This window comes from Zoogloea sp. (assembly GCF_028693495.1).
Classification (GTDB): Bacteria; Pseudomonadota; Gammaproteobacteria; order Burkholderiales; family Rhodocyclaceae; genus Zoogloea.
This window is the reverse complement of the sequence record NZ_JAQUVG010000004.1, coordinates 40,973-62,636: the sequence shown is the minus strand read 5'-3', so window position 1 is coordinate 62,636 and position 21,664 is coordinate 40,973. Positions and strand designations below refer to the sequence as shown.

Genomic DNA, 21,664 nt, shown 5'->3' with positions numbered 1-21,664 from the left:
GTGGCGTCGTGATGCTGGTTCAGGTCACCGAGAATCTTCCTGGTAACAAGCTTGAAGGTTGTGACGCCGTGGAATTTGAGTGGAGCCCGGATCGTTTTCCGAGCGAAATAACAGAATAGTTGTTAGGAGCAAGAAATGAGAGTTCAAGCATCGGTCAAGCGGCTTTGCAGGAACTGCAAAATTGTCCGTCGCAAGGGTGTTGTGCGTGTGATCTGTACCGATCCGCGTCATAAGCAGCGCCAGGGTTGATGCGGTCACCCGCATTCTTTATAATTTAATGTTTAGCATTCTGGGGTGAACGCATGGCCCGCATTGCAGGGGTAAACATTCCCAATCATAAGCACACGGAAATCGCTCTTACTGCGATTTTCGGTATCGGACGCACTCGTGCGCAACAGATCTGTGATGCGGCCACTGTGGCCCGCTCTACAAAGATCAAGGATCTGACCGAATCCGACATGGAACGACTGCGCGACGAAGTCGCGAAGTTCACCGTTGAAGGTGATCTGCGTCGTGAAGTGACGATGAGTATCAAGCGCCTCATGGATCTGGGGTGCTATCGCGGGGTCCGCCATCGCCGTGGTTTGCCCCTTCGTGGCCAGCGTACTCGTACGAACGCCCGCACCCGCAAGGGGCCGCGCAAGGCGATCGCCGGCAAGAAGTAATCAGGGATAAAACATGGCAAAGACTGCTGCGAAGGTTCGCAAGAAGATCAAGAAGAACGTGGCCGAGGGCATCGCTCACGTTCATGCTTCCTTCAATAACACGATCATCACGATCACCGATCGCCAGGGCAACGCGCTGTCGTGGGCTACCTCCGGTGGCGCCGGCTTCAAGGGCTCCCGCAAGAGCACCCCGTTTGCTGCCCAGGTCGCTGCTGAAGCGGCTGGCAAGGTGGCCGTCGAGTGCGGCATCAAGAATCTGGAAGTTCGCGTCAAGGGCCCTGGTCCTGGTCGTGAGTCCAGTGTTCGGGCGCTGAACGCGCTGGGTATCAAGATCACCACGATCACCGATATCACCCCGATTCCGCACAACGGCTGCCGTCCGCCGAAGAAGCGTCGTATCTGACAAGGAGTTGAACAGTGGCTCGTAATCTTGACCCCAAGTGCCGTCAGTGCCGCCGCGAGGGTGAGAAGCTCTTTCTGAAGGGCGAAAAATGCTTTACTGACAAGTGCGCGATTGAGCGCCGGTCTTACGCTCCTGGTCAGCACGGCCAGAAGTCTGGCCAGCGTTTGTCCGGTTATGGCGTTCAGCTGCGTGAAAAGCAGAAGATCCGTCGTGTCTATGGTGTTCTCGAGCGTCAGTTCCGCAAGACTTACGCTGAAGCTGATCGCCGCAAGGGCCAGACGGGTGAAAACCTGCTCCAGCTCCTCGAAGGCCGTCTGGATGCAGTTGCTTACCGTATGGGTTTTGGTGCTTCCCGTGCCGAAGCTCGCCAGGTTGTCCGTCACAACGGCGTACTGGTTAACGGCAAGCGCGTGAACATCCCTTCCTATACCGTTCGTCCGGGTGATGAGATCACCCTGACCGATACCGCTCGCAACCAGCTGCGTGTCAAGGCTGCCCTTGAGGCTGCCGAGGCCCGGGGCTTCCCCGAGTGGCTGGCGGTGGATATCAAGTCCGGCAAGGGTACGTTCAAGGCTTATCCGCAGCGCGCGGAACTGCCCCCGACCCTGAATGAAGGTCTGGTCGTCGAACTGTATTCGCGTTAATGGCGGTCGCGCCTCTGGCGCGGCTCTATAGAAGGATTGTCGATGCAAAGTAATGCTCTGCTGAAACCGCGCATCATCGAGGTGCAGAACGTTTCGCCGGTGCATGCCCGTGTGACCATGGAGCCGTTTGAACGCGGCTTCGGTCATACCCTTGGCAATGCACTCCGCCGGATTCTGCTGTCGTCGCTGCCGGGCTACGCGCCGACCGAGGTGTCGATCGAGGGCGTACTGCATGAGTACTCGACGCTGGATGGTGTGCGGGAAGACGTTGTCGACCTGCTGCTGAACCTGAAGGGCGTCGTCCTCAAGGTGCATGGTCGCAACGAAGTCACGCTGTCCCTTGCCAAGTCCGGTGAGGGTGTGGTCACTGCAGCCGACATCGAGGTGCCTCACGACGTTGAAGTGATCAATCCGGACCATGTGATTGCTCACCTCGCGCCTGGCGGTAAGCTTGACCTGCAGGTGAAGGTTGAGCAGGGACGTGGTTACGTTCCTGGCAACCAGCGTCCTGCTGCTGGCGAAACCAAGACCATTGGCCGCGTTGTACTGGATGCTTCGTTCAGTCCGGTTCGTCGCGTCAGCTATGCTGTTGAGAGCGCCCGTGTGGAGCAGCGTACTGATCTGGACAGGCTGGTTCTCGACATCGAGACCAACGGTGCAGTGGATCCTGAGGAAGCAGTCCGTTTTGCGGCACGGGTTCTGATGGACCAGTTGTCCGTGTTTGCCGATCTGGAAGGTACGCCTACGGCGGTTGAAGCGCCCAAGGCCCCGGCAATTGATCCGATCCTGCTGCGTCCGGTTGATGATCTCGAGCTGACTGTTCGTTCTGCGAATTGTCTCAAGGCCGAGAACATCTATTACATCGGTGATCTGATCCAGCGCACCGAGACCGAATTGCTCAAGACCCCGAATCTGGGCCGGAAGTCGCTGAACGAGATCAAGGAAGTCCTCGCCTCGCGTGGTCTCACGCTGGGCATGAAACTTGAAAACTGGCCGCCGGCCGGGCTGGAAAAGCTCGGTTGAGCGTAACGAAGAAGAGGTAATAACAAATGCGTCACCGTAATGGTCTTCGCAAGCTCAACCGCACCAGCGCGCACCGTCAGGCGATGTTGCGCAACATGGCGAACTCCCTGCTGAGGCACGAGGTCATCAAGACCACGCTGCCCAAAGCCAAGGAGCTTCGCAAAGTGGTTGAGCCCTTGATCACCCTCGGCAAGAAGCCGAGCCTGGCGAATCGTCGTCTTGCCTTTGACCGTCTCCGCGATCGCGAGATGGTCGTCAAGATTTTTGACGAGCTGGGTCAGCGTTTCTCCACCCGCAACGGTGGATACCTGCGCATCCTGAAGTGCGGTTTCCGTGATGGCGACAATGCTCCGATGGCGTTCGTTGAACTTCTGGATCGCCCCGAAGGTGAAGTAGCTGCCCAGGATACCGAGCAGGTCGCTGCCTGATCGAGTGGTACTGAAAATGTATTTCAAGAAGCCGGCGTAAGCCGGCTTCTTGCTTTGGTGCGCGCCCAGTATGGGCGCCTTCCTCCGGGTGTAAGGCCGGCTGCAGGTTGGTCACAGCGACGAAGTGAAGTGGATAGAGAACTCATGCAGAGGCCACAGTGGTGGGTGGCCATCTTGGGGTGAAGGGCTGAAGGAATGGGAGGTGGAGCACCCGAGTTGTCGAGAGCGGGGAGTCTCAGATGTTCATTAACCCAAAGCTCGCATGTATCCACCCTCAATGCTCCGGGAGCCAGGCAATCAACCTTGCCCAACTGGAACTGGCGTAACCAGGGGTGTGCCCTAGGATTTGCCTGCGGACTGCCTCAACCATTCCAAGCGCCCGGTACGGACCCGCATGGGGGGGCGGGAGGGGGTGGTCAGATAATCTGACTGCTCTTATCCCGATTGAGCGGAGGGTCGTGAGCGCTTGAACGGCTCGAGCAGCCTCACGAATGTGTTTGAAATGCCCGGTGTCAGGGTGATCCGCAGCAAGGCTCGATGACCTTGACCGTGCCTTGCTGCAGGCCCTTTTCAGCTGGCGATCATGCCAGCGCCCACCGTGTTGTTGGTGGATTCGTCGATCAGGATGAAGGCGCCAGTGGCGCGTGAAGCCTCGTAGTTGTCGGCAAAAATAGGTTGGGCCAGCTTGAGGGTGACTCTGGCGATGTCGTTCATCGCCAGGGTGGCAGCGCTCTCATTGGCCAGGGAATTGATGTCCACCCGGTGGGAAATGCTTGCCACTTTGGCCTTCACTTCCCGGGTTGTGTGGCGCAGCCAGTAGGTCCGGGCCGGCGATAGCGGGGTTTCGGACAGCCAGCAGACCATGGCGTCTACCTGCTTGGACTGCACGGGCACCTCATCGCTGTTGACGATCATGTCACCCCGGGAGATGTCGATTTCGTCTTCCAGAAGCACCGTCACAGACTGTTCGTGGATGGCCTTGCCGATGGACTGTCCGTAGAGCTGGATGTCCTTGATCTTGCTGGTGCGCCCGTTGGGCAGCACGGTGACGCTGTCCCCCACCTTGATCTCGCCGGACTCGACTCGCCCCATGAAGCCGCGGTAATCATGCAGTTCGGGGTTGTCGGAGGCCTGTGGGCGGCACACATACTGAACCGGAAAGCGGAAGCTTTCAGCCTTCTCGGTGTGGGCGGCGGGGGCTGCTTCGAGGATGTCGATCAGGGTTGGGCCCTGGTACCAGTCCAGGCGCTCGCCCCGATCCACAATCATGTCGCCGACGAGGGCCGACAAGGGAATGAAGCGTACGTCGTCGAGGCCGATCTGCTCGGCAAAAGCCTGGTATTCGGCCACGATCCGTTCGTAGGTGGCCTGATCGTAATCGACGAGGTCCATCTTGTTGACAGCGACCACCACGTGGGGAATGCCCACCAGCTTGGCCAGATAGCTGTGGCGGCGGGTCTGGGTGAGCACGCCCTTGCGTGCGTCAATCAGGATGATGGCGAGGTTGGCGGTGGAGGCCGCAGTGACCATGTTGCGGGTGTACTGCTCGTGGCCCGGTGCGTCGGCGATGATGTACTTGCGGGTGCCGGTCGAGAAATAGCGATAGGCCACGTCAATGGTGATGCCCTGCTCGCGCTCCGCCTGCAGGCCATCCGTGAGCAGGGACAGATCCACGGCGGTCAGGCCGCGCTTGCTGGAGGTGCGTTCAATGGCCGTCAGGGTGTCGGCCAGGATGGTCTTGGTGTCGAACAGCAGGCGGCCGATCAGGGTGCTCTTGCCGTCATCCACGGAGCCGCAGGTGAGGAAGCGCAGCAGGCCGTGGTCTTCAACTTGGGCGGTCATCAGAAGTAACCTTCTTTCTTGCGTTGTTCCATGGAGGCGTCGCTGGTCTGGTCATCCAGACGAGTCGCGCCGCGCTCGGTGATGGTGGTGGTCGCTGTCTCTATGACGATCTTCTCCACGGTGTCGGCGTCCGACTCGACGGGCGCGGTGCATGAGATGTCGCCCACGGTCCGGAAACGGACCTGCAGGTCGATGATCTCCTCGCCGGCCTTCGGCAGGTTGGTCAGCTCGCCGCTCATCAAGGGCACATTGACTGGCACGATGGCGCCTTGCCGCATGACCACCGGACGGGTGTGGGCGAAGTAGATGGAGGGCAGCTCAAGGCCTTCACGCTCGATGTACTGCCACACGTCCATCTCGGTCCAGTTGCTGATCGGGAAGGCGCGGATGTTTTCACCCTTGTGGCTGCGGGCGTTGTAGAGGTTCCACAGCTCAGGGCGCTGGTTCTTCGGGTCCCATTGGCCGAACTCGTCGCGGAAGCTCATGATCCGCTCCTTGGCGCGGGCTTTTTCTTCGTCCCGGCGGGCGCCGCCGATACAGGCATCGAAACCGAATTCCTCGATGGCTTCCAGCAGGGTCACCGACTGGTGCTTGTTGCGGGACTCGTTCTCATGCTTGAGCACCACGGTGCCGCGCTTCATGGAATCTTCCACCGAGCGGACGATCAGGCGTTCACCCAGCTCCGTTGCGCGCTTGTCACGGAACTCGACCACTTCCTTGTAGTTGTGACCGGTGTCGATGTGCATCAGGGGAAACGGAAACTTGCCTGGGCGGAAGGCTTTTTCAGCGATCCGCAGCATGCAGATGGAATCCTTGCCGCCGGAGAACAGCAGCACTGGATTGCTGCACTGGCCGGCCACTTCACGCATGATGTGGATGGCTTCCGATTCGAGCCAGTCCAGGTGGCTCAGGGTTTGCTTGGTGAGCGTCGACATTGCTTTACTCGTTTTCGTTGTTCTGGGCGCCCGTCACTTCTTGACGTGCAGGCCGCATTCCTTGGTCTCGGGATTTTCCCACCACCAGCGTCCGGCGCGTACGTCCTCGCCGATGGAAACCGGACGGGTGCAGGGGGCGCAGCCGATGCTGGGGTAAAACTTGTCGTGCAGGGCGTTGTAGGGTATCTGGTGAAGACGGATGTAGGCCCAGACTTCCTTTTCCGTCCAGTCCGCCAGGGGGTTGAACTTGACGAGGCCGTTGCCCTGGTCGAGCTCGCGCTTGGGCAGGTCTGTGCGGGTGGTGGATTGCTGGGCACGCAAACCGGTGATCCAGGCCTGCTTGCCCTGCAGTGCCCGTCCCAGGGGTTCCACCTTGCGGGCGTGGCAGCACGCCTTGCGGAGCTCGACGCTGTCGTAGAACGCGTTGATGCCGTTTTCCCGGGTAAAGCGCTCTATGGCCTCATGCTTGGGGTAGTAGAACTTGAGCTTGAGGCCGTAGTGCTGCTGGACCCTGGCCATCAGGTCATAGGTTTCCAGGGGCAGGCGGCCGGTGTCGAGGGAGAAGACCTCGATGGGCAGGCGGCTGGTGCAGATCACGTCGGTGAGGACCATGTCCTCGGCGCCGAGGCTGTTGGCCATGGTGATGGCCGGCAGCTCGGCGGCCCAGGCGGCAAGATCGGCCTTGAGCTGGGCGACTTTGGCTTCCAGGCTGGCAATCAGCGTCGGGTCGTCTAGCTTGGGATTCTGGCTGGGATGCATGGATCAGCGCTCCTTGTCAGGCCGCGCGCTGGGCGCGCCGGAACAGGGGGGCGGGCTGGTCCACCGCGGCCTGGTAGGGGGTGGAAAAATCCTGCAGGCTCGCCAGTGCCGCTTCCAGCTGCGCGTCCGAATACTTGCCAGCCTTGGGTTGAATGGTGTCGAAACCGCAGCGCTGCATAAAGAAGAACTGATCACGCAGCACATCGCCGATGGCGCGGATTTCGCCCTTGAAGCCGTAGCGCGTGCGCAGCAGGGCTGCTGCGGAGTAAGACCGGCCATCGGTGAACTTGGGGAAGTTGAGGGCGACACCGGAGATCTCGCCCAGATCCTCTGCCAGCTCGGCCACATCCTCATGGCTGTCCAGCCATACGCCCAGGCCAGGGCGGCCCGAGAGCTGACCCTTGTGGGCTTGCCAGACGGCGAAGGGAACGAACACCGGACCTTCCGGCAGCGAAAGCTCCTCGGGTGCCTGGGTCTCGTCCAGGATGAGGACCTGGGCGTTGTCGTCGACCAGCTGGCCGTTCTTGATGAGCTTAGGCATTCTGCTTCCTTTCCTTGACTGCAGCTTCTCCGTATACGCCGAGCTTGAAGGGATCCAGGCCAGTCCGGCGGACAGTTTCGATGAAGCGCTCGCCTTCCTGGCGTTCAGCCTGGTAGACGGTGATGATCTTGCTGATGACGTCAGGCATTTCGTGGGCCGCGAATGAGCGACCGATGACCTTGCCGATGCTGGTCTGGTTGCCCTGGCTGCCGCCGAGGCTGACCTGATACCACTCCTCTCCGTTCTTATCCACACCCAGGATGCCGATGTGGCCTACATGGTGGTGGCCGCAGGAGTTCATGCAGCCGGAGATGTTGAGCTCGATGTCCCCGATGTCGTAGAGGTAGTCCAGATCCTCGAAGCGGGCCTGGATGGCGTTGGCGATGGGGATGGACTTGGCGTTGGCCAGGGAGCAGAAATCGCCGCCGGGGCAGCAGATGATGTCGGTCAGCAGGCCAAAGGTGGGGGTGGCCAGGTTGGCGCTGCGGAGCTGTTCCCAGACCGCGAAGAGGTCCGACTGCTTCACGTCGGCCAGCACCAGGTTCTGCTCATGGGTGGCACGGATTTCGCCAAAGCTGTAGGCGTCGGCCAGGTCGGCCACCCGTTCCAGCTGGCTGTCGGTCACGTCGCCGGGGGCGCGCTTGGGATCCTTGAGGGACACCACCACGATGGCATAGCCCGGCACCTTGTGGGCCAGTACGTTGCGTTTGGTCCAGGCGGCAAAGGCGGCGTTGGCTGCCCGCTGTTGGGCGTAGCCGGCATCCTCTGAAGGCAGGGAGGCGTAAGCGGGTGTGGTGAAGTGGGCTCCCACCCGTGTGACTTCTGCCTCGGTCAGGGTGCTGGGGCCGCCGCGGGTAAAGGCCCATTCCGCCTCCACCTGCCGCTTGAACTCGGCGATGCCGAGTGCCTTGACCAGGATCTTGATCCGCGCTTTGTACAGGTTGTCCCGTCGTCCGTGGCGGTTGTAGACCCGCAGGATGGCTTCGTTGTAGGTGATGATGTGCTGCCAGGGCACGAAGTCGGAAATCTCCTCGCCGATGATCGGGGTGCGGCCCATGCCGCCGCCCACCAGCACCCGGAAGCCGATTTCGCCGGCCTCGTTGCGCTTCAGTTCCAGACCGATGTCGTGGCACTGGATGACGGCGCGATCCTGACGGGCGCCATTCACGGCAATCTTGAACTTGCGGGGCAGGAAGGCGAATTCCGGGTGGAAGGTGCTCCACTGCCGGAGCACCTCGCACCAGGGCCGGGGATCGATGTATTCATCCCCCGCAACCCCGGCGAAGGGATCGGAGGTGATATTGCGGATGCACGCACCGGAAGTCTGAATGGCATGCATCTCCACGCTGGCCAGTTCAGCCAGGATCTCCGGAACTGCCTCCAGGGATGGCCAGTTGAACTGGAAATTCTGGCGCGTGGTGATGTGGGTGTAGCCCTTGTCGTAGCTACGGGCAATGTGGGCCAGTTTCCGTACCTGACGGGTGGACAGCAGGCCGTAAGGCACGGCGACCCGCAGCATGGGTGCATGGCGCTGGATGTACAGGCCATTTTGCAGGCGCAGTGGGCGGAATTCGTCGTCGGTCAGCTCACCGGCCAGGTAGCGGCGGGTCTGGTCCCGGAACTGGGCGACGCGTTCGTCGACAATTTTCTGGTCGTAGGAGTCGTAACGGTACATGGGTCTTTCCTGGTAGTTCTCAGGGGCCGGTCAGGCCGCGATCAGCTTGCTGCCTACCAACACCAGCATGGTTGCCAGAATCGGACGCAGCACCCGGTCGGGGACCCGGGTGGAAATATGGCTGCCCAGCCAGATCCCGGGAAGGGAGCCGATGAGCAGGCTGCCCAGCAGGGACCAATCCACGCTGCCGAGGAACCAGTGGCCAATGCCAGCCACCAGGGTCAGGGGCACCGCGTGGGCAATGTCACTGCCAACGATACGCAGGGTGGGCAGACGGGGGTACAGGAAGAACAAGGCACTCACCCCCAGGGCGCCAGCACCCACTGACGATATCGTCACCAGCACGCCCAGGATGGCTCCCGTGGCAACGGTCAGCAACGCGGTACGTCGGGGGTTTTCCACTCCACCGCTGCGTTTCAGGGCAAAGTCCTGAATCTGCCTGCGGAAGATGATTGCCACCGCTGTCAGCAGCAGTGCAATGCCGAGTGAAAACTTGATCAGGCCGGTTGCCCCGTCGATTCCCCCAGGGGCGAATTGTCCGAGTACCACAAGGGTCAATGCCGCGGCCGGGATACTACCCGAGGCGAGGCGGCGGGTCACGGCCCAGTCGACGGTGCCCTTGAGGCCGTGGGCCAGGGTGCCCCCGGCTTTGGTGATTGCGGCGTAGAGCAGATCTGTTCCCACCGCGACGGAAGGGCTGATGCCAAACATCAGTACCAGCAAGGGTGTCATCAGCGATCCGCCTCCAACGCCAGTGAGGCCGACGATGGCGCCGACGGAAAAGCCTGCAACGGTATACGCGATGTCCATGGAGGATCCTGATGACGTGTGCTGCGCATCGTAAACCGAGCAGATAGATTGAAGAAGCTCGCCTGGGTTAAACTCTAAGAAGAAATTGTTATAAAGAGGTGGCTTGTGAATATTCAGCAACTCCGTTATGTGTACGAAGTCGCTCGCCGCCGTCTCAATATATCCGAGGCAGCGGAGGCCTTGTTCACGTCCCAGCCGGGCGTTTCCAAGCAGATCCGCTTGCTGGAGGAGGAGCTGGGCGTCGAAATCTTCGTCCGCCACGGCAAGCGCCTGGTGGCCATTACGGCGCCGGGACGGCAGGTGCTCGGGATTGCCGAGCGGATGTTGCTGGATGTGGAAAACCTGCGCCAGGTGGGGGCCGAGTTCAGCAACGAGGCCACGGGCAGTCTTTCCATCGCCACCACCCATACCCAGGCCCGCTACGCCTTGCCCAGGGTGGTTCAGGCCTTCATGAGCCGCTACCCCAACGTGCGCCTTTCCCTTCACCAGGGCAATCCACGTCAGGTCTGCGATTATGTGCTGTCAGGGGAGGCAGACATCGCGATCGCGACCGAGGCGATCGCCGACGAGCACGAACTGATCATGCTGCCGTGTTACCAGTGGAACCGCTGCGTGATCGCCCCCCAGCGTCATCCCATCCTGGCTGAGCAGCCCCTCACGTTGGAGGCCATCGCCCGCCATCCCATCATTACCTATGATTTTGCCTTTACCGGGCGTAACCAGATCAACAAGGCCTTCGTCGGGCGGGGGCTCAAGCCCAACGTGGTGTTGACCGCCATCGATTCGGACATCATCAAGACCTACGTGGCGATGGGGCTGGGTGTCGGAATCCTGGCCCGTATGGCCTACGATCCGCTTGCCGACCGGGCTCTGGGCATGGTGGATGCAGCGCACCTTTTCGAGTCCAGCACCACGCGGATCGGGGTGCGCCGAAATGCCTGGCTGCGGGGATACGTCTATGCCTTCATGGAACTCTTCGCCCCCCATCTGAGCCGCAAGGTGGTCGATGCGGCCCTGGCAGGGGGTGGGGAAGATCCGGGGTTGTGACCCCCCGCTCAGGCGCTTGGCAGGCGGCTTGTCCGGCGTAGCCGCAGGAAACCGAGCAGGCCGAGGCTGGTCAGCAGCAGGGTGGATGGCTCGGGGATCTTCCGGTCTTCCGGAGCCAGGGCGCCCACAATCCCGAACTCTTCCCCGCCGTTCGTGTTGCAGCCCAGATCGTTCTTGTTGGCCGGGTCGGTGATCTGGCCGTCTTTCCGCAACGGTGCCACCAGCCAGGAGTTGTCGGCGTTCTGGATGCACCCCAGATTGCCCGTGACCACGAACAGGTCGCTGGCCAGGAATTTCTTCAGATCCATGTCCGGCGCGTAGGCCAGCATGTCGGGCTTACCTGAGCCGGTGTTGTGATCGATATTGAGGTATTCGTCACCATTGGCGGTCCATCCTGCGCATCCTCTCTGCTCGAACAGGTCGTAGGGGTTGGCCTCACAGGACGCTTGATCACCATAGAAGGCAATATTGCCATAGTTGAAGGTGGGGGCCGCCTGGTCCCAGGTGTTGTTGGCCACGCGGTCCAGTTGCCATTCTGCCTTCAGCGTGGTGCCGGTGGCGTCGAAGATCTGCACCTTGGCACCAAACCACAGGGAGTCACCGACGCCGGTCTGATTGTAGTCGGCGTACAGCACGGGGACGCTGGCCAGCGGGTTGAGGCTCTGCAGGTAGGTCAGCAATTCACCGACGGTGGTCGTCCCGTTTACACCCGCGGCAGGCTTGGAATAGAGGGGGTCCGTCGGGAAATTCGTGCAGCTTTGGGTGAGTCCGCCCCAGTTGCAGGTCCAGCCATAGATAGAGCTGCTGCTGTTCAGGTCGGCGGGATCCTGCATGGTCACACCGCTGCCGTTGGGGTTCACGTTGGTGGCGCCGCCGGCGTTGGATGTGATGTTGACGGCAATGTTTCCGGTGCCTACCGAGAAGTCATACACCCCATAGATCGCGGTTGGCAGGAAATCTGTCTGCGCAGTTTGTCCCTGAATGGCATCCAGCACCTTGGCCGAGTAGGACCAGAAGTCGTCGTACTTGAACGCAATGGGAATGCCATTCAGCAGGATGGCCTCGCGCAGCGCCCCTTGTCCGTCCGGATACAGGCTGTAGATCGCGTTGGGATTGTTTTCCGGTGTCGGCAGGGCCAGGAAGGGGGCCGGTGCTGCCGTTGCAAGGCTGCACAGGCCTGTGGCTGCAAGCGCGAGGACGGACGCGGCCAGTGTGTGTGTTTTGGTTTTCATGGGACACCTCATCAAGTTCAGGGGCTAGGGGTGATACGTCTCCATCTGCTCAAATGCATGATTTGTGCCATTAAAGTTGAATTTGTCATAGATCACGTATCGGCGCGGGTTTTGGTGGCGTTGGAGGTCTTGGCTGATGCTTTAATCTTTTTGAAATCCGGGTGTTGTAAAGGGGCGCGATAAAAAAACCGTCGAAAAATGGCGTATTTTTTTGTGAAAGCTGCGAATTATTTACTTTAACTAGCGGATTTTTATGATTTTTAAGGTGTTCCTGCGGATTTTTCGGATGCGTATTTTTTGTAAAAAAAATCGACATCGTGGGTGTTGTGGGCGGCGGCTGTTCCAAAGTTCTGTTTTTGCTGTTTCCAGCAAGAGTGTTTCCAGATCCTTCCCAGGGGGGTGGGTTTGATGCCTTTGTGAGAGACTTCAAGCCCTTTTCTCCTGGCTCGCCCGCTCCCATGCAGTCCCTCGCCACCTTTGCCGCACTGTTGCTGGCCTCCGTCCTGCTCGTGCCGTTTTTCAAGCGGGCAGGGTTGGGAACCGTACTGGGCTATCTGGCCGTGGGCATGCTTATCGGCCCGTCAGGCCTGAGTCTGGTCCGTGACCCGGACAACCTGATGCATACGGCGGAGCTGGGGGTGATCCTGCTGTTGTTCGTGATTGGTCTCGAGTTGAAGCCGTCCCGCCTCTGGGCCCTGAGGCGGGCCGTGTTCGGGCTGGGCGCTGTGCAGCTGGTGGGGGTTTCGGCAGCCCTGGCCGTGGCGGGGCGCTATCTGGGGCTGTCCTGGCCTGCCGCCACGGTGGTGGGCATCATCCTGGCGCTCTCATCGACCGCCTTTGTCCTGCCGACCCTGGCCGAGCGGAAGGAACTCTCCACCCGTCATGGACGGGATGCCTTTGCGATTTTGCTGTTTCAGGATCTTTCGGTCATTCCGTTGCTGGCCCTGATCCCCTTGTTCGGCACCGGCAAGTCCACCGCCCTGACCCACCCGGGGGTGGGGCTGGCCGTACTGCTGGCTGTGGTGCTGCTGGGGCGCCCGTTGCTGGATGCCCTGTTCCGTCACGTGGCGCGGGTCAACAGCCGCGAGATGTTCACTTCGGCCGCCCTGGTGACGGTGCTGGGGCTGGCCCTGCTGATGCAGGCCGGCGGCCTGTCCATGTCCCTGGGAGCCTTCGTGGCGGGGGTGCTACTGGCCGATTCGGAATTCCGCCACGAACTGGAGGCCGCCATCGCGCCGTTCCAGGGGCTGCTGCTGGGGCTGTTCTTCATGGCCGTCGGCATGGCGACCAATCTGGGCCTGCTGATCAAGCAGCCGCTGCAGATACTTGGGCTGACGGCGGGGCTGATCCTGGTCAAGTTTGTGGTGCTTTATCTTTTGCGGCGTATTTTCCGGGGGGGCGCCACCGATGCCCGCATGTTGTCCCTGGTGCTGGCCCAGGGCGGTGAGTTCGCTTTCGTGCTGTTCGATACGGCCCAGTCCTTCCGGGTGCTGGGGGAGGTCCAGGCGGATCGTCTGACCCTGGTGGTGGCCCTGTCGATGGCGGCAGCCCCGCTCCTGTTGATGGTGGGGGATTGGCTGAGCCGGCGTCAGGAAGCCCGGCAGCCACCGCGGGCCTTCGATGCGATGCCCGCGGAGGGGAGTGAGGTGGTGATTGCCGGCTTTGGCCGGGTCGGCCAGGTGATCGGTCGTCTCCTGCTGGCCAGGGGCATCCGCTTCACTGCTCTGGATGCAGATGCGGGGCAGGTGGATACGGTGCGCCGCTTTGGCCTGAAGGTGTTCTATGGAGATGCCTCCCAGCTGGATCTGCTGCATGCGGCCCAGCTGGAGCAGGCCAAGGTGCTGGTGCTGGCCATCGATGAGGTGGAGGCCTCCCTCAGGACCGCGGAGCTGGTGCGCCGGCACTTTCCCCATGTGCGTGTGGTTGCCCGGGCGCGCAACCGGTTCCATGCCAGCCGTCTGATGGACCTGGGCATAGAGCGGCAGATCCGGGAGACCCTGCCGGCCAGTCTGGAGATGTCCCGCTGGACCCTGGAGTTCCTCAACGAGCCTCCTGCCCTGGCCGAACAGCTGGTCCGCCGCTTTGCCCACCATGATGACGAGGTGCTGGCCCGTCAGCAGGCGATCATTCACGATGAGGGACAGATGATCCAGTCGTCCACCGAGGCCCGGGACGAGCTGGCCCAGGTACTGGAGGAAGCCCGGCTGGCGTTCACCCGCAAGGGGCGTGGCGCCTGAGCCTTACAGGGTGGGGAGCTCGAGGGCCATCCGGTCGTGGGACCAGCCGGCGGCCAGGGCGAGCATCAGCGCGATCCGGGCCTTGGGCGGAGGCAGGTCTCCCGCTGTCAGCCAGCCTTCGCCGTCATCGTCCGCGTTCGCGTTGCGGATGACCGGCCCGGTGCAGCGGCTGGCCCGCAGGATTGCAACGCCCTGATGGCGGGCTTGACGCAAGGCCGGCAGCCAGGTCGCGGGTACGCTGCCGTGGCCGGTGAGGGCCAGTACCAGGCCGCGATGCCCGGTTGCCAGACAGCTTTCGATCAGTTCCGGAGGGGCCCCGGCGTAGCCGGGCAGAATGGCCACCGGGGGGAGTGCCGGCGTATCCAGATGGGCGAACTGCCCGGCCGGCCGGGCCTGTTGCCAGGCTCCGGAAGACCCGAAAGCGTCCAGGCCCGTCGTCCGGACCTTGCTCAGCATGCGGGCCCCGTGAATTTGACCATGCAGGACAATCAGTACCCCTTTGCCTTGCGCCGCCGTGGCCGCAGCCAGCTGAGCGGCCGCGAGCAGGTTGGCGGGGCCGTCCGCCTCCGGGTGATCTGCCGGATGCATGGCACCGGTAAGGACCAGGGGAGTGCGTCCTGAGGTGGTGAGGTGGAGATACCAGGCGGTTTCCTCCAGCGTGTCGGTACCGTGGAGGACCACGATGCCGCTGATTGCCGGATCTGCCTCGGCCCGGCGGATCGCCCCGCGCAGGCGGATCCAGTCGGAGGGGTGCATGTCCTTGCTGTCGAGGGCCATGACCTGTTCGGCGCGTATCGACGCCACCCGGGTCAGCTCCGGCACGTTGTCCAGGAGGCGCTCTACCGTGCGCACGCCCGCCTGGTAACGACGACTGCCGCTGGCAAGGTCAGTTTCCCCGGCGATCGTTCCGCCGGTGGCCAGGATCTGGAGCATGGAGGAGGTGTGCCAGGGTCAATCCAGGGGTTTGTCGTTGGGAGCCTTGTAGAGCTTCTGCATGGCTTCAGAGAGAGGAAAGTTGAGGTTGAGGCCCTTGGGGGGGATGGGCTGGGTGAACCACTTTTTGTAGATGGCTTCGGCCTCGCCGGAGGTCATGGCTCTGGCGAGGGCGGAGTCCACCAGTTTCTTGAAGCCGGGGTCATCCTTGCGCATCATGCAGCCGTAGGCTTCGTAGCTCTGGGGGGTGCCGGTGATGGCCCAGTCTGCCGGGCGTTTGGCCTTGGCCAGTTCGCCGTAAAGGAGCGCGTCATCCATCATGAAGGCAACGGCCCGTCCGGTTTCCAGGGTCAGGAAGGACTCCCCGTGGTCCTTGGCGGAGATGATGCGCATGCCGAGATTCTTGTCCTCGTTCATCTTGCGGATCAGCCGTTCGGAAGTGGTACCGGCAGTGGTGACGACGTTTTTGCCGGCCAGGTCGGAGAAGTCCTTGATGCCGGAATCCTTGCGGGTCATCAGGCGTGTCCCGATGATAAAGAGGGTGTTGGAGAAAGCTGCCTGGCGGGCCCGCTCGGCGTTGTGGGTGGTGGAGCCACACTCGATGTCGACGGTGCCGTTCTGGATCAGGGGAACCCGGTTCTGGGAGGTGACGGGGGTGAGCCTGACGGCAAGGGTGGGGAGCTTGAGTTCGGCCTTGACCGCGTCCACCACCTTGAGCATGAGCTCCTGGCTGTAGCCAATGACCTGTTGCTTGTCGTCGTAGTAGGAGAAGGGGATGGAGGATTCCCGGTGGCCCAGCGAGATGGTCCCGGAGGACTTGATCTTGGCCAGGGTCGGGGATTCCTGGGCGCAGGTGGGCTGAACGGTGAGCAGGCCGGCGGCGGTCAATGCTGCGATAAACAATTGGGGACGCATGGGCATGGGCTTTCCTCCGGAGAAGGTCAAATCGTCGTGGGGTGCGTTGCACGGACCCTGTCCTAGCATTGTGCCTTTCTTCGGCGCCGGGCGGGGAAGCCAGGGGGCGCGAGTGCCTGGCGCCCATCCTCCTGGGGTGTGGTGAGGGGACCGCAGTCGTGCTGTCTGCAAGCGCAAGGTCCTCGACCTCACCGGGCTGGAGCCTCTTTTCTGGGCCCTGGAGTACGCCACCGCTGCGATCGCCCATGAAAAACGGCACCGCCTGGGTGCCGTGTGTGGGATTCAGCGCGCCATCCGTTTTCGGCGAGCCGCTTCCCGTTTTGCGACTTCCTTCTCGATCTGCGCGAGCATGGCGGCATCCGGATCCGGCCAGTGCCCCCCCGCGGAGCGGGCCATGTAGGCCACGGCTCTGGAAAAGGCGACCAGGCTCAGATCGGGCTTCCCGCCCCGGGCCGGCATCCCCCTGACGCCAACCCACCCGTGGGAGGTGAGCACTGCCTGACCTTCCCGCAGCAGGGGCGCCCAGTGTTTCCGGTTGTTCAACTGGGGTGCCCTGGGCACGTTCTGGCCATGGCAGGTGCTGCACACCTCCTGATAGACGTGCTCCCCGGTGGCAGATTCTTCCGCCTGGAGGAGCTGCGTCAGGCTCAGGCCAAGGAGCAGGAAAAGACAGTGTGCTGACCGCCCCTGGCCAATCCAGACACCGATTTTCAACAGGGCATTCCGGCTGAAGCCCTGCAGCCCAAGATTGATCAACGGTTGCTGTCGCCCCGGCGAGGGGTGCCTGCTGCTGGGACTGGAGGCTTCGCATCGCCGGGTTTGCGACCCGTCAGTGTGACTGCGGAACGGGTGCTTTCTTCGAGCAGGGCTGGGGCGCCCCGGTTCGGATTGCCCCGGGGTGCCACGTTGCCCCGGTCCCGGCCTTCGCCATAGCGGACGCGGTTGAAGGCGGCCTCCGGGTCCCGGTATTCGGAACGGGTCTTGGGCTTGTAGTCCACCCGGTTGCCGAAATCGTCGTCCACCGGACGGGATTCGGCTTGGCGGTTACCCCGGGGAGGGAGTTCCTGACGTTGTCCGCCGCCCGGACGTCCCGGACGTTGTCCGTCGCGGCGGGCACCCTCCTGGCGAGGGCCCTCTCCGCGCGGCGGACGGGGCTGCTGCGGGCCCTGGCCACCCTGGGGCCGGTCGCCGCCTTGGGGCCTGCGCCCCTGACCGGGCTGCTGAGCCTGGCCCGCTTCGTTACGCGGACCACCCTGCCTCTGGGCGGGTTTGGCATCCTGTTTCTGATGGTCACCCTGGCCCTTGTTGCGGCGCTCGCCGTGGCGGCCGCGCTGGCCGTCATGGGAGCCACGGGCTTCCCGCGGAGGGCGCTCGTCGGATTCGGGAGGGGTTGCGGAGGGCACGAAATCAGGGACATCCACCTTGTCGATGAGCCGCTTCATCAGGCGCTCGATGTCCTTCAACAGGGGGAGTTCATCCTTGTCTACCAGGGATACTGCAGCACCTGTGGCGCCGGCCCGGCCGGTACGGCCAATGCGGTGTACGTAGTCTTCGGAGACATTCGGCAATTCGAAGTTGACCACCTGGGGCAGCTGATCGATATCCAGACCGCGCGCGGCGATATCGGTGGCCACCAGTACCTGCAGCTTGGCATCCTTGAAGTCGGCGAGGGCGCGGGTGCGCGCCGACTGGCTCTTGTTGCCATGGATGGCCGCGGAGGGAATCCCCTGCTTGCCCAGGTACTCCGAGAGCTTGTTGGCGCCATGCTTGGTGCGGGTGAACACCAGGACCTGGAACCATTGGTGTTTCTGGATCAGGAAGGCCAGCAGTTCGCGTTTCTGTTTCTGCGGACAGAGATGGACCGACTGCTGGACCAGCTCGGATGCGGTATTGCGCTTGGCCACTTCCACGTAGCCCGGGTTGTGCAGCAGGCCGTCGGCCAGGGTCTTGATCTCGTCGGAGAAGGTCGCCGAGAACAGCAGGTTCTGCCGGGCCTTGGGCAGCAGGGCGAGGATTTTCTTGATGTCGCGGATGAAGCCCATGTCCAGCATGCGGTCGGCTTCGTCCAGCACCAGGATTTCGACACCGGAGAGGTCCACATTGCCCTGGTTGCAGTGATCCAGCAGGCGGCCAGGGGTGGCCACGAGGATGTCAAGCTTCTTCTTGAGCTTGGTGATCTGGGGGTTGAGGGCCACGCCACCGAACATGACCATCGAGGTCAGGGGCAGATGTTTTCCATAGGTCTGCACCGACTCTTCCACCTGGGCGGCGAGTTCCCGGGTGGGGGTCAGGATCAGGCAGCGGGGCCGGCCAGGCTTCTGGTTGTGGGCGTGCTCTTCAGAGAGGATATGCAGGATCGGCAGGGTGAAGCCTGCCGTTTTGCCGGTACCGGTCTGGGCTGCGGCCATCAGGTCGCCACCCGCCAGCACGAGGGGAATGGCCTGGGCCTGGATCGGGGTGGGGCGGGTGTAGCCGGTTTCGGCGATGGCTTTCTGGATGGGCTCGCCGAGGGCAAGGTCGGCAAAAGTGATCGCGACCGCAGCCTGGGCTGCGGAATTGTCTTGACTCATGGGCAGTGATGCTCCTGCGACGGCCTGACCGCTGGGAAAGCGGCACCAATCGGGGCGGACGCAACGATTAGTTGTCGATCAGCGAGATCGAAACTAGATGGATTAGAGACCGGTACGCTGATTGGCTTGCGTACGGTTGCATGATTCTACGGACTTATGGCGATTTGCGTTGACTTTTTTGGCCCTGCCAAAGGGGACGCCCGAGGGCGTGGTGACGGTAAAGCGGATGGCGTACAGTGCCTGGCGTTATATATTGCTGTCTACAGGTTGTCCATGACTGGGGGCAGCTTGCGGCCATCCATCCGGGGCCGGAGTCCCTGGAAGTGACCCTCCTGCTTCCCGGTAGTCGCGCCTGACCGCGGTGGAGACCCTCGAGAACATCGGAGGCCTTGGGCTCGTCATTGGCGCCCGGGCCAGCGCGGTGATCCTCGCTGTCTTCGATTGAATTCCTCCTTGTCCGGAGTTTCCCCATGACTGCTAGCTTTCACCGCCTTGCCATCCTGGTCTCGTGCATGGGGGCTGTCTTCCCGGCCCGTGCAGACGAGATTTCAGTTGCGGTTGCGGCCAACTTCACCGCCCCCATGCAGAAGATTGCTGCCGATTTCGAGAAGGCCAGCGGTCACAAGGTCCAGCTGATCTTCGGTTCCACCGGCAAGTTTTACGCCCAGATCAAGGCGGGTGCCCCGTTCCTGCTGCTGCTGGCGGCCGACGATGAAACCCCGGCCAGGCTCCTGAGGGAAGGGGAGGGTGTCCCCGGGAGCTCGTTTACCTACGCCATCGGCAAGCTGGTCCTGTGGTCGCCCAAACCGGGCTATGTGGATGACGCCGGCGCCGTCCTCAGGAGCGGCCGGTTCGAGCGCCTGTCCATGGCCAACCCGCGTCTGGCCCCTTACGGTCTTGCGGCCAGCGAGACCCTGAAGGCCCTCGGTCTATCCGATGCCCTGCAGGCCCGGATCGTGATGGGCGAGAGCATCACCCAGGCTTTTCAGTTCGTAGCCTCGGGCAATGCGGAGCTGGGCTTCGTGGCCTACTCCCAGGTGCACAAGGACGGTCAGCGGATCGAGGGGTCCTACTGGCTGGTGCCGTCCCGCCACTACACCCCGATCCGCCAGGATGCAGTCATCCTGAAGAAAGGGCAGGGCGTCCCCGCCGTGGAAGCGCTGGCGGCCTATCTCAGATCCCGGAGCGCGGTCACGGTGATCCGCAGCTACGGCTACGAGATCTGAGGGCATGCTGAGCGCTGAAGACTGGGCGGCGATCCGCCTGACCCTGGAGCTGGCGAGTACCGTCACCGGCCTGTTACTGGTGGTGGGGACGCCCATTGCCCTGTGGCTGGCCCGCACGCGCTCGCCGCTGCGGGGCGTGGTCGGGGCAGTGGTGGCCTTGCCCATCGTGCTGCCTCCCACCGTGCTGGGGTTCTACCTGCTGGTGCTTCTGGGGCCGCAGGGACCGGTGGGGCAGTTCGTCGAGGCGATGGGCCTGGCACGCCTGCCCTTCACCTTTCCGGGGCTGGTGCTGGCATCGGTGGTGTATTCCCTGCCCTTCGTCGTTCAGCCCCTGCAGAATGCCTTCATGGCAATCGGGGAGCGGCCGCTGGAAGTGGCTGCCACCCTGAGGGCTTCTCCCTGGGATCGTTTCGTTCATGTGACCCTGCCGCTGGCGCGACCGGGCTTCGTCACGGCTGCCATCCTGGGCTTTGCCCATACGGTCGGCGAGTTCGGGGTGGTGCTGATGATCGGCGGCAACGTGCCGGGTGAGACCCGGGTGGTGTCCATGCAGATCTACAATCACGTGGAGGCCATGGACTACGCCAGCGCCCATGGCCTGGCAGGGGTGCTCCTGGTGTTTTCCTTTCTGGTGCTGCTGATGTTGTACAGCGTGGGCGGTGCCCGCAGCTTCTGGGGGGGCGGCCCCCGATGAGCGTGCTGCGCCTGGCTCTGGACTTGCCGCTGACCGATTTCAACCTTCATGCGGACCTGACCCTGCCCGGGCGGGGTGTGACGGCGCTGTTCGGCCCATCGGGTTCTGGCAAGACCACGCTGCTGCGCTGCGTGGCAGGACTGGCCCGCGGCCAGGGGCGGGTGGAGGTGAACGGAGAGTGCTGGCAGGACGATGCCCGCCGGGTCTTCCTTCCGGTGCATCGCCGGCCCCTGGGCTATGTCTTCCAGGAGCCGAGCCTGTTTCCCCACCTCTCCGTGAGGGCGAATCTGGAATTCGGACTCCGCCGGATCCCGCCTGCCGAGCGGCGGGTGGGCTGGGATGTGGCCATGAGCCTACTGGGCATCGGGCATCTTCTTGAACGGGGACCGGAGCGCCTGTCGGGTGGGGAGCGGCAAAGGGTGGCGATTGCCCGCGCCCTGCTGACGAGTCCCCGCCTGTTGCTGATGGATGAGCCCCTGGCGGCCCTGGATGCGGCCCGCAAGCAGGAAATCCTGCCCTACCTGGAGGGGCTGCACCGGGAGCTGGAGATCCCCGTGCTGTACGTGAGCCACTCCCGCGAGGAGGTGGCCAGGCTGGCCGACCACCTGGTGTTGCTGGATCGGGGGCTGGTGACGGCCAGCGGCGCCGTGGCGGAGATCCTGGCCCGGACCGACCTGTCCCTGACCCGGGATGAAGATGCCGGGGTGCTCCTGGAGACGCGGGTCGAGGCTCACGACGAAATTCACCACCTGACCCGTCTGGCCTTTTCCGGCGGCTGCCTGTGGGTGAATCACCAGCAGCGTGCCCCCGGTGAAATGCTGCTGGTGCGGATTCCGGCGCGAGACGTGAGTCTGGCGCTGGAGGGAGGTGGGCCATCGAGCATTCTCAACCGTCTCGCCGGGACGGTCAGCGGTTTCGCCGAGGCGGCCCATCCGGCCCACTGCCTGGTGACCCTCGACGTGGGGGGCTGCCTCCTGCTTGCCCGCATCACCAGGAAATCCCGGGATCAGCTGGGGCTGATACCCGGGATGGCGGTAGTGGTTCAGGTCAAGGCGGTCGCCCTGCTCGCATGAGGTCAGGCTGCC

Annotated in this window: 23 protein-coding genes; 11 read left to right on the top strand and 12 right to left on the bottom strand. The window is 62.7% G+C overall.

Annotated elements, in window-relative coordinates; all coding sequences use genetic code 11:
• Positions 1 to 135 precede the first annotated feature (135 nt).
• The 6 genes from rpmJ to rplQ are packed head-to-tail and all read left to right on the top strand — an operon-like array spanning position 136 to position 3,163.
• Positions 136 to 249: a 50S ribosomal protein L36 gene (rpmJ, locus tag PHD22_RS01565; protein WP_079432668.1), complete on the top strand. Its 114-nt coding sequence runs from the start codon at positions 136 to 138 to the stop codon at positions 247 to 249.
• A gap of 53 nt (positions 250 to 302) precedes the next feature.
• Complete coding sequence (rpsM, locus tag PHD22_RS01560) at positions 303 to 665, top strand: 30S ribosomal protein S13 (RefSeq protein WP_299861288.1); 363 nt, start codon at positions 303 to 305, stop codon at positions 663 to 665.
• Between the two features lie 13 nt (positions 666 to 678).
• A complete protein-coding gene (rpsK, locus tag PHD22_RS01555; protein WP_141354281.1) occupies positions 679 to 1,068 on the top strand; it encodes a 30S ribosomal protein S11 in 390 nt (129 codons plus the stop codon).
• Positions 1,069 to 1,082: 14 nt separating this feature from the next.
• Positions 1,083 to 1,712 (top strand): 30S ribosomal protein S4, encoded by a 630-nt coding sequence (gene rpsD / locus PHD22_RS01550; RefSeq protein ID WP_299861280.1) that lies wholly within the window; start codon positions 1,083 to 1,085, stop codon positions 1,710 to 1,712.
• Between the two features lie 42 nt (positions 1,713 to 1,754).
• Positions 1,755 to 2,735, top strand: a complete 981-nt coding sequence (gene rpoA, locus PHD22_RS01545) for a DNA-directed RNA polymerase subunit alpha (RefSeq protein ID WP_299861278.1) — start codon at positions 1,755 to 1,757, stop codon at positions 2,733 to 2,735.
• A 26-nt stretch (positions 2,736 to 2,761) separates the two neighbouring features.
• Positions 2,762 to 3,163 carry a 50S ribosomal protein L17 gene (gene rplQ / locus PHD22_RS01540; protein ID WP_299861276.1) on the top strand — a complete coding sequence of 134 codons (402 nt, stop codon included), beginning with the start codon at positions 2,762 to 2,764 and terminating at the stop codon, positions 3,161 to 3,163.
• Positions 3,164 to 3,733: 570 nt separating this feature from the next.
• Here the strand turns inward: rplQ and cysN are convergent.
• Genes cysN through PHD22_RS01510 form a run of 6 tightly spaced genes read right to left on the bottom strand, consistent with a single transcriptional unit; the run spans position 3,734 to position 9,725 of the window.
• Complete coding sequence (gene cysN, locus PHD22_RS01535) at positions 3,734 to 5,005, bottom strand: sulfate adenylyltransferase subunit CysN (protein ID WP_299861273.1); 1,272 nt, start codon at positions 5,003 to 5,005, stop codon at positions 3,734 to 3,736.
• Positions 5,005 to 5,940: a sulfate adenylyltransferase subunit CysD gene (gene cysD, locus PHD22_RS01530; protein ID WP_299861270.1), complete on the bottom strand. Its 936-nt coding sequence runs from the start codon at positions 5,938 to 5,940 to the stop codon at positions 5,005 to 5,007. Before cysD ends, cysN begins: the two co-directional genes overlap by 1 nt.
• A gap of 33 nt (positions 5,941 to 5,973) precedes the next feature.
• Positions 5,974 to 6,699 (bottom strand): phosphoadenylyl-sulfate reductase, encoded by a 726-nt coding sequence (locus PHD22_RS01525; protein WP_299861267.1) that lies wholly within the window; start codon positions 6,697 to 6,699, stop codon positions 5,974 to 5,976.
• A gap of 16 nt (positions 6,700 to 6,715) precedes the next feature.
• Positions 6,716 to 7,240: a DUF934 domain-containing protein gene (locus tag PHD22_RS01520; RefSeq protein ID WP_299861264.1), complete on the bottom strand. Its 525-nt coding sequence runs from the start codon at positions 7,238 to 7,240 to the stop codon at positions 6,716 to 6,718.
• Positions 7,233 to 8,915: a nitrite/sulfite reductase gene (locus PHD22_RS01515; RefSeq protein ID WP_299861261.1), complete on the bottom strand. Its 1,683-nt coding sequence runs from the start codon at positions 8,913 to 8,915 to the stop codon at positions 7,233 to 7,235. The genes PHD22_RS01520 and PHD22_RS01515 overlap by 8 nt, the downstream gene beginning before the upstream one ends.
• A gap of 30 nt (positions 8,916 to 8,945) precedes the next feature.
• Positions 8,946 to 9,725 carry a sulfite exporter TauE/SafE family protein gene (locus tag PHD22_RS01510; protein WP_299861258.1) on the bottom strand — a complete coding sequence of 260 codons (780 nt, stop codon included), beginning with the start codon at positions 9,723 to 9,725 and terminating at the stop codon, positions 8,946 to 8,948.
• Between the two features lie 105 nt (positions 9,726 to 9,830).
• Between PHD22_RS01510 and cysB the strand changes: the two genes are divergently transcribed.
• Positions 9,831 to 10,772 carry an HTH-type transcriptional regulator CysB gene (gene cysB / locus PHD22_RS01505; RefSeq protein WP_299861255.1) on the top strand — a complete coding sequence of 314 codons (942 nt, stop codon included), beginning with the start codon at positions 9,831 to 9,833 and terminating at the stop codon, positions 10,770 to 10,772.
• Positions 10,773 to 10,780: 8 nt separating this feature from the next.
• On the opposite strand, the gene PHD22_RS01500 is transcribed toward cysB, so the two are convergent.
• Both PHD22_RS01500 and PHD22_RS01495 read right to left on the bottom strand, forming a co-directional pair.
• Positions 10,781 to 12,004: a PEP-CTERM sorting domain-containing protein gene (locus PHD22_RS01500; RefSeq protein WP_299861252.1), complete on the bottom strand. Its 1,224-nt coding sequence runs from the start codon at positions 12,002 to 12,004 to the stop codon at positions 10,781 to 10,783.
• An 85-nt stretch (positions 12,005 to 12,089) separates the two neighbouring features.
• Complete coding sequence (locus PHD22_RS01495) at positions 12,090 to 12,434, bottom strand: hypothetical protein (protein ID WP_299861250.1); 345 nt, start codon at positions 12,432 to 12,434, stop codon at positions 12,090 to 12,092.
• A 28-nt stretch (positions 12,435 to 12,462) separates the two neighbouring features.
• Between PHD22_RS01495 and PHD22_RS01490 the strand changes: the two genes are divergently transcribed.
• The gene (locus tag PHD22_RS01490; RefSeq protein WP_299861247.1) at positions 12,463 to 14,241 is read left to right on the top strand and encodes a monovalent cation:proton antiporter-2 (CPA2) family protein; all 1,779 of its coding nucleotides are present in this window, start codon (positions 12,463 to 12,465) and stop codon (positions 14,239 to 14,241) included.
• 3 nt (positions 14,242 to 14,244) lie between these two features.
• Here PHD22_RS01490 and PHD22_RS01485 read toward each other — a convergent pair whose 3' ends face one another.
• The 4 genes from PHD22_RS01485 to PHD22_RS01470 all read right to left on the bottom strand — a co-directional run bounded on the left by PHD22_RS01485 (position 14,245) and on the right by PHD22_RS01470 (position 18,659).
• Complete coding sequence (locus PHD22_RS01485) at positions 14,245 to 15,174, bottom strand: asparaginase (RefSeq protein WP_299861244.1); 930 nt, start codon at positions 15,172 to 15,174, stop codon at positions 14,245 to 14,247.
• An 18-nt stretch (positions 15,175 to 15,192) separates the two neighbouring features.
• The gene (locus PHD22_RS01480) at positions 15,193 to 16,095 is read right to left on the bottom strand and encodes a glutamate/aspartate ABC transporter substrate-binding protein (RefSeq protein ID WP_299861241.1); all 903 of its coding nucleotides are present in this window, start codon (positions 16,093 to 16,095) and stop codon (positions 15,193 to 15,195) included.
• Positions 16,096 to 16,371: 276 nt separating this feature from the next.
• Complete coding sequence (locus PHD22_RS01475) at positions 16,372 to 16,803, bottom strand: c-type cytochrome (protein ID WP_299861240.1); 432 nt, start codon at positions 16,801 to 16,803, stop codon at positions 16,372 to 16,374.
• 38 nt (positions 16,804 to 16,841) lie between these two features.
• On the bottom strand, positions 16,842 to 18,659 hold the full coding sequence (locus PHD22_RS01470; protein WP_299861237.1) for a DEAD/DEAH box helicase: 1,818 nt from the start codon (positions 18,657 to 18,659) through the stop codon (positions 16,842 to 16,844).
• A gap of 470 nt (positions 18,660 to 19,129) precedes the next feature.
• On the opposite strand from PHD22_RS01470, the gene modA reads away from it, so the two are divergent.
• From modA to modC, 3 genes are read left to right on the top strand one after another with little or no spacing between them, the layout of a single operon-like run.
• Positions 19,130 to 19,885, top strand: a complete 756-nt coding sequence (modA, locus tag PHD22_RS01465) for a molybdate ABC transporter substrate-binding protein (RefSeq protein ID WP_299861234.1) — start codon at positions 19,130 to 19,132, stop codon at positions 19,883 to 19,885.
• Positions 19,886 to 19,889: 4 nt separating this feature from the next.
• Positions 19,890 to 20,579 (top strand): molybdate ABC transporter permease subunit, encoded by a 690-nt coding sequence (modB, locus tag PHD22_RS01460; RefSeq protein WP_299861231.1) that lies wholly within the window; start codon positions 19,890 to 19,892, stop codon positions 20,577 to 20,579.
• The gene (gene modC / locus PHD22_RS01455; RefSeq protein ID WP_299861228.1) at positions 20,576 to 21,652 is read left to right on the top strand and encodes a molybdenum ABC transporter ATP-binding protein; all 1,077 of its coding nucleotides are present in this window, start codon (positions 20,576 to 20,578) and stop codon (positions 21,650 to 21,652) included. Before modB ends, modC begins: the two co-directional genes overlap by 4 nt.
• Positions 21,653 to 21,664: the final 12 nt, after the last annotated feature.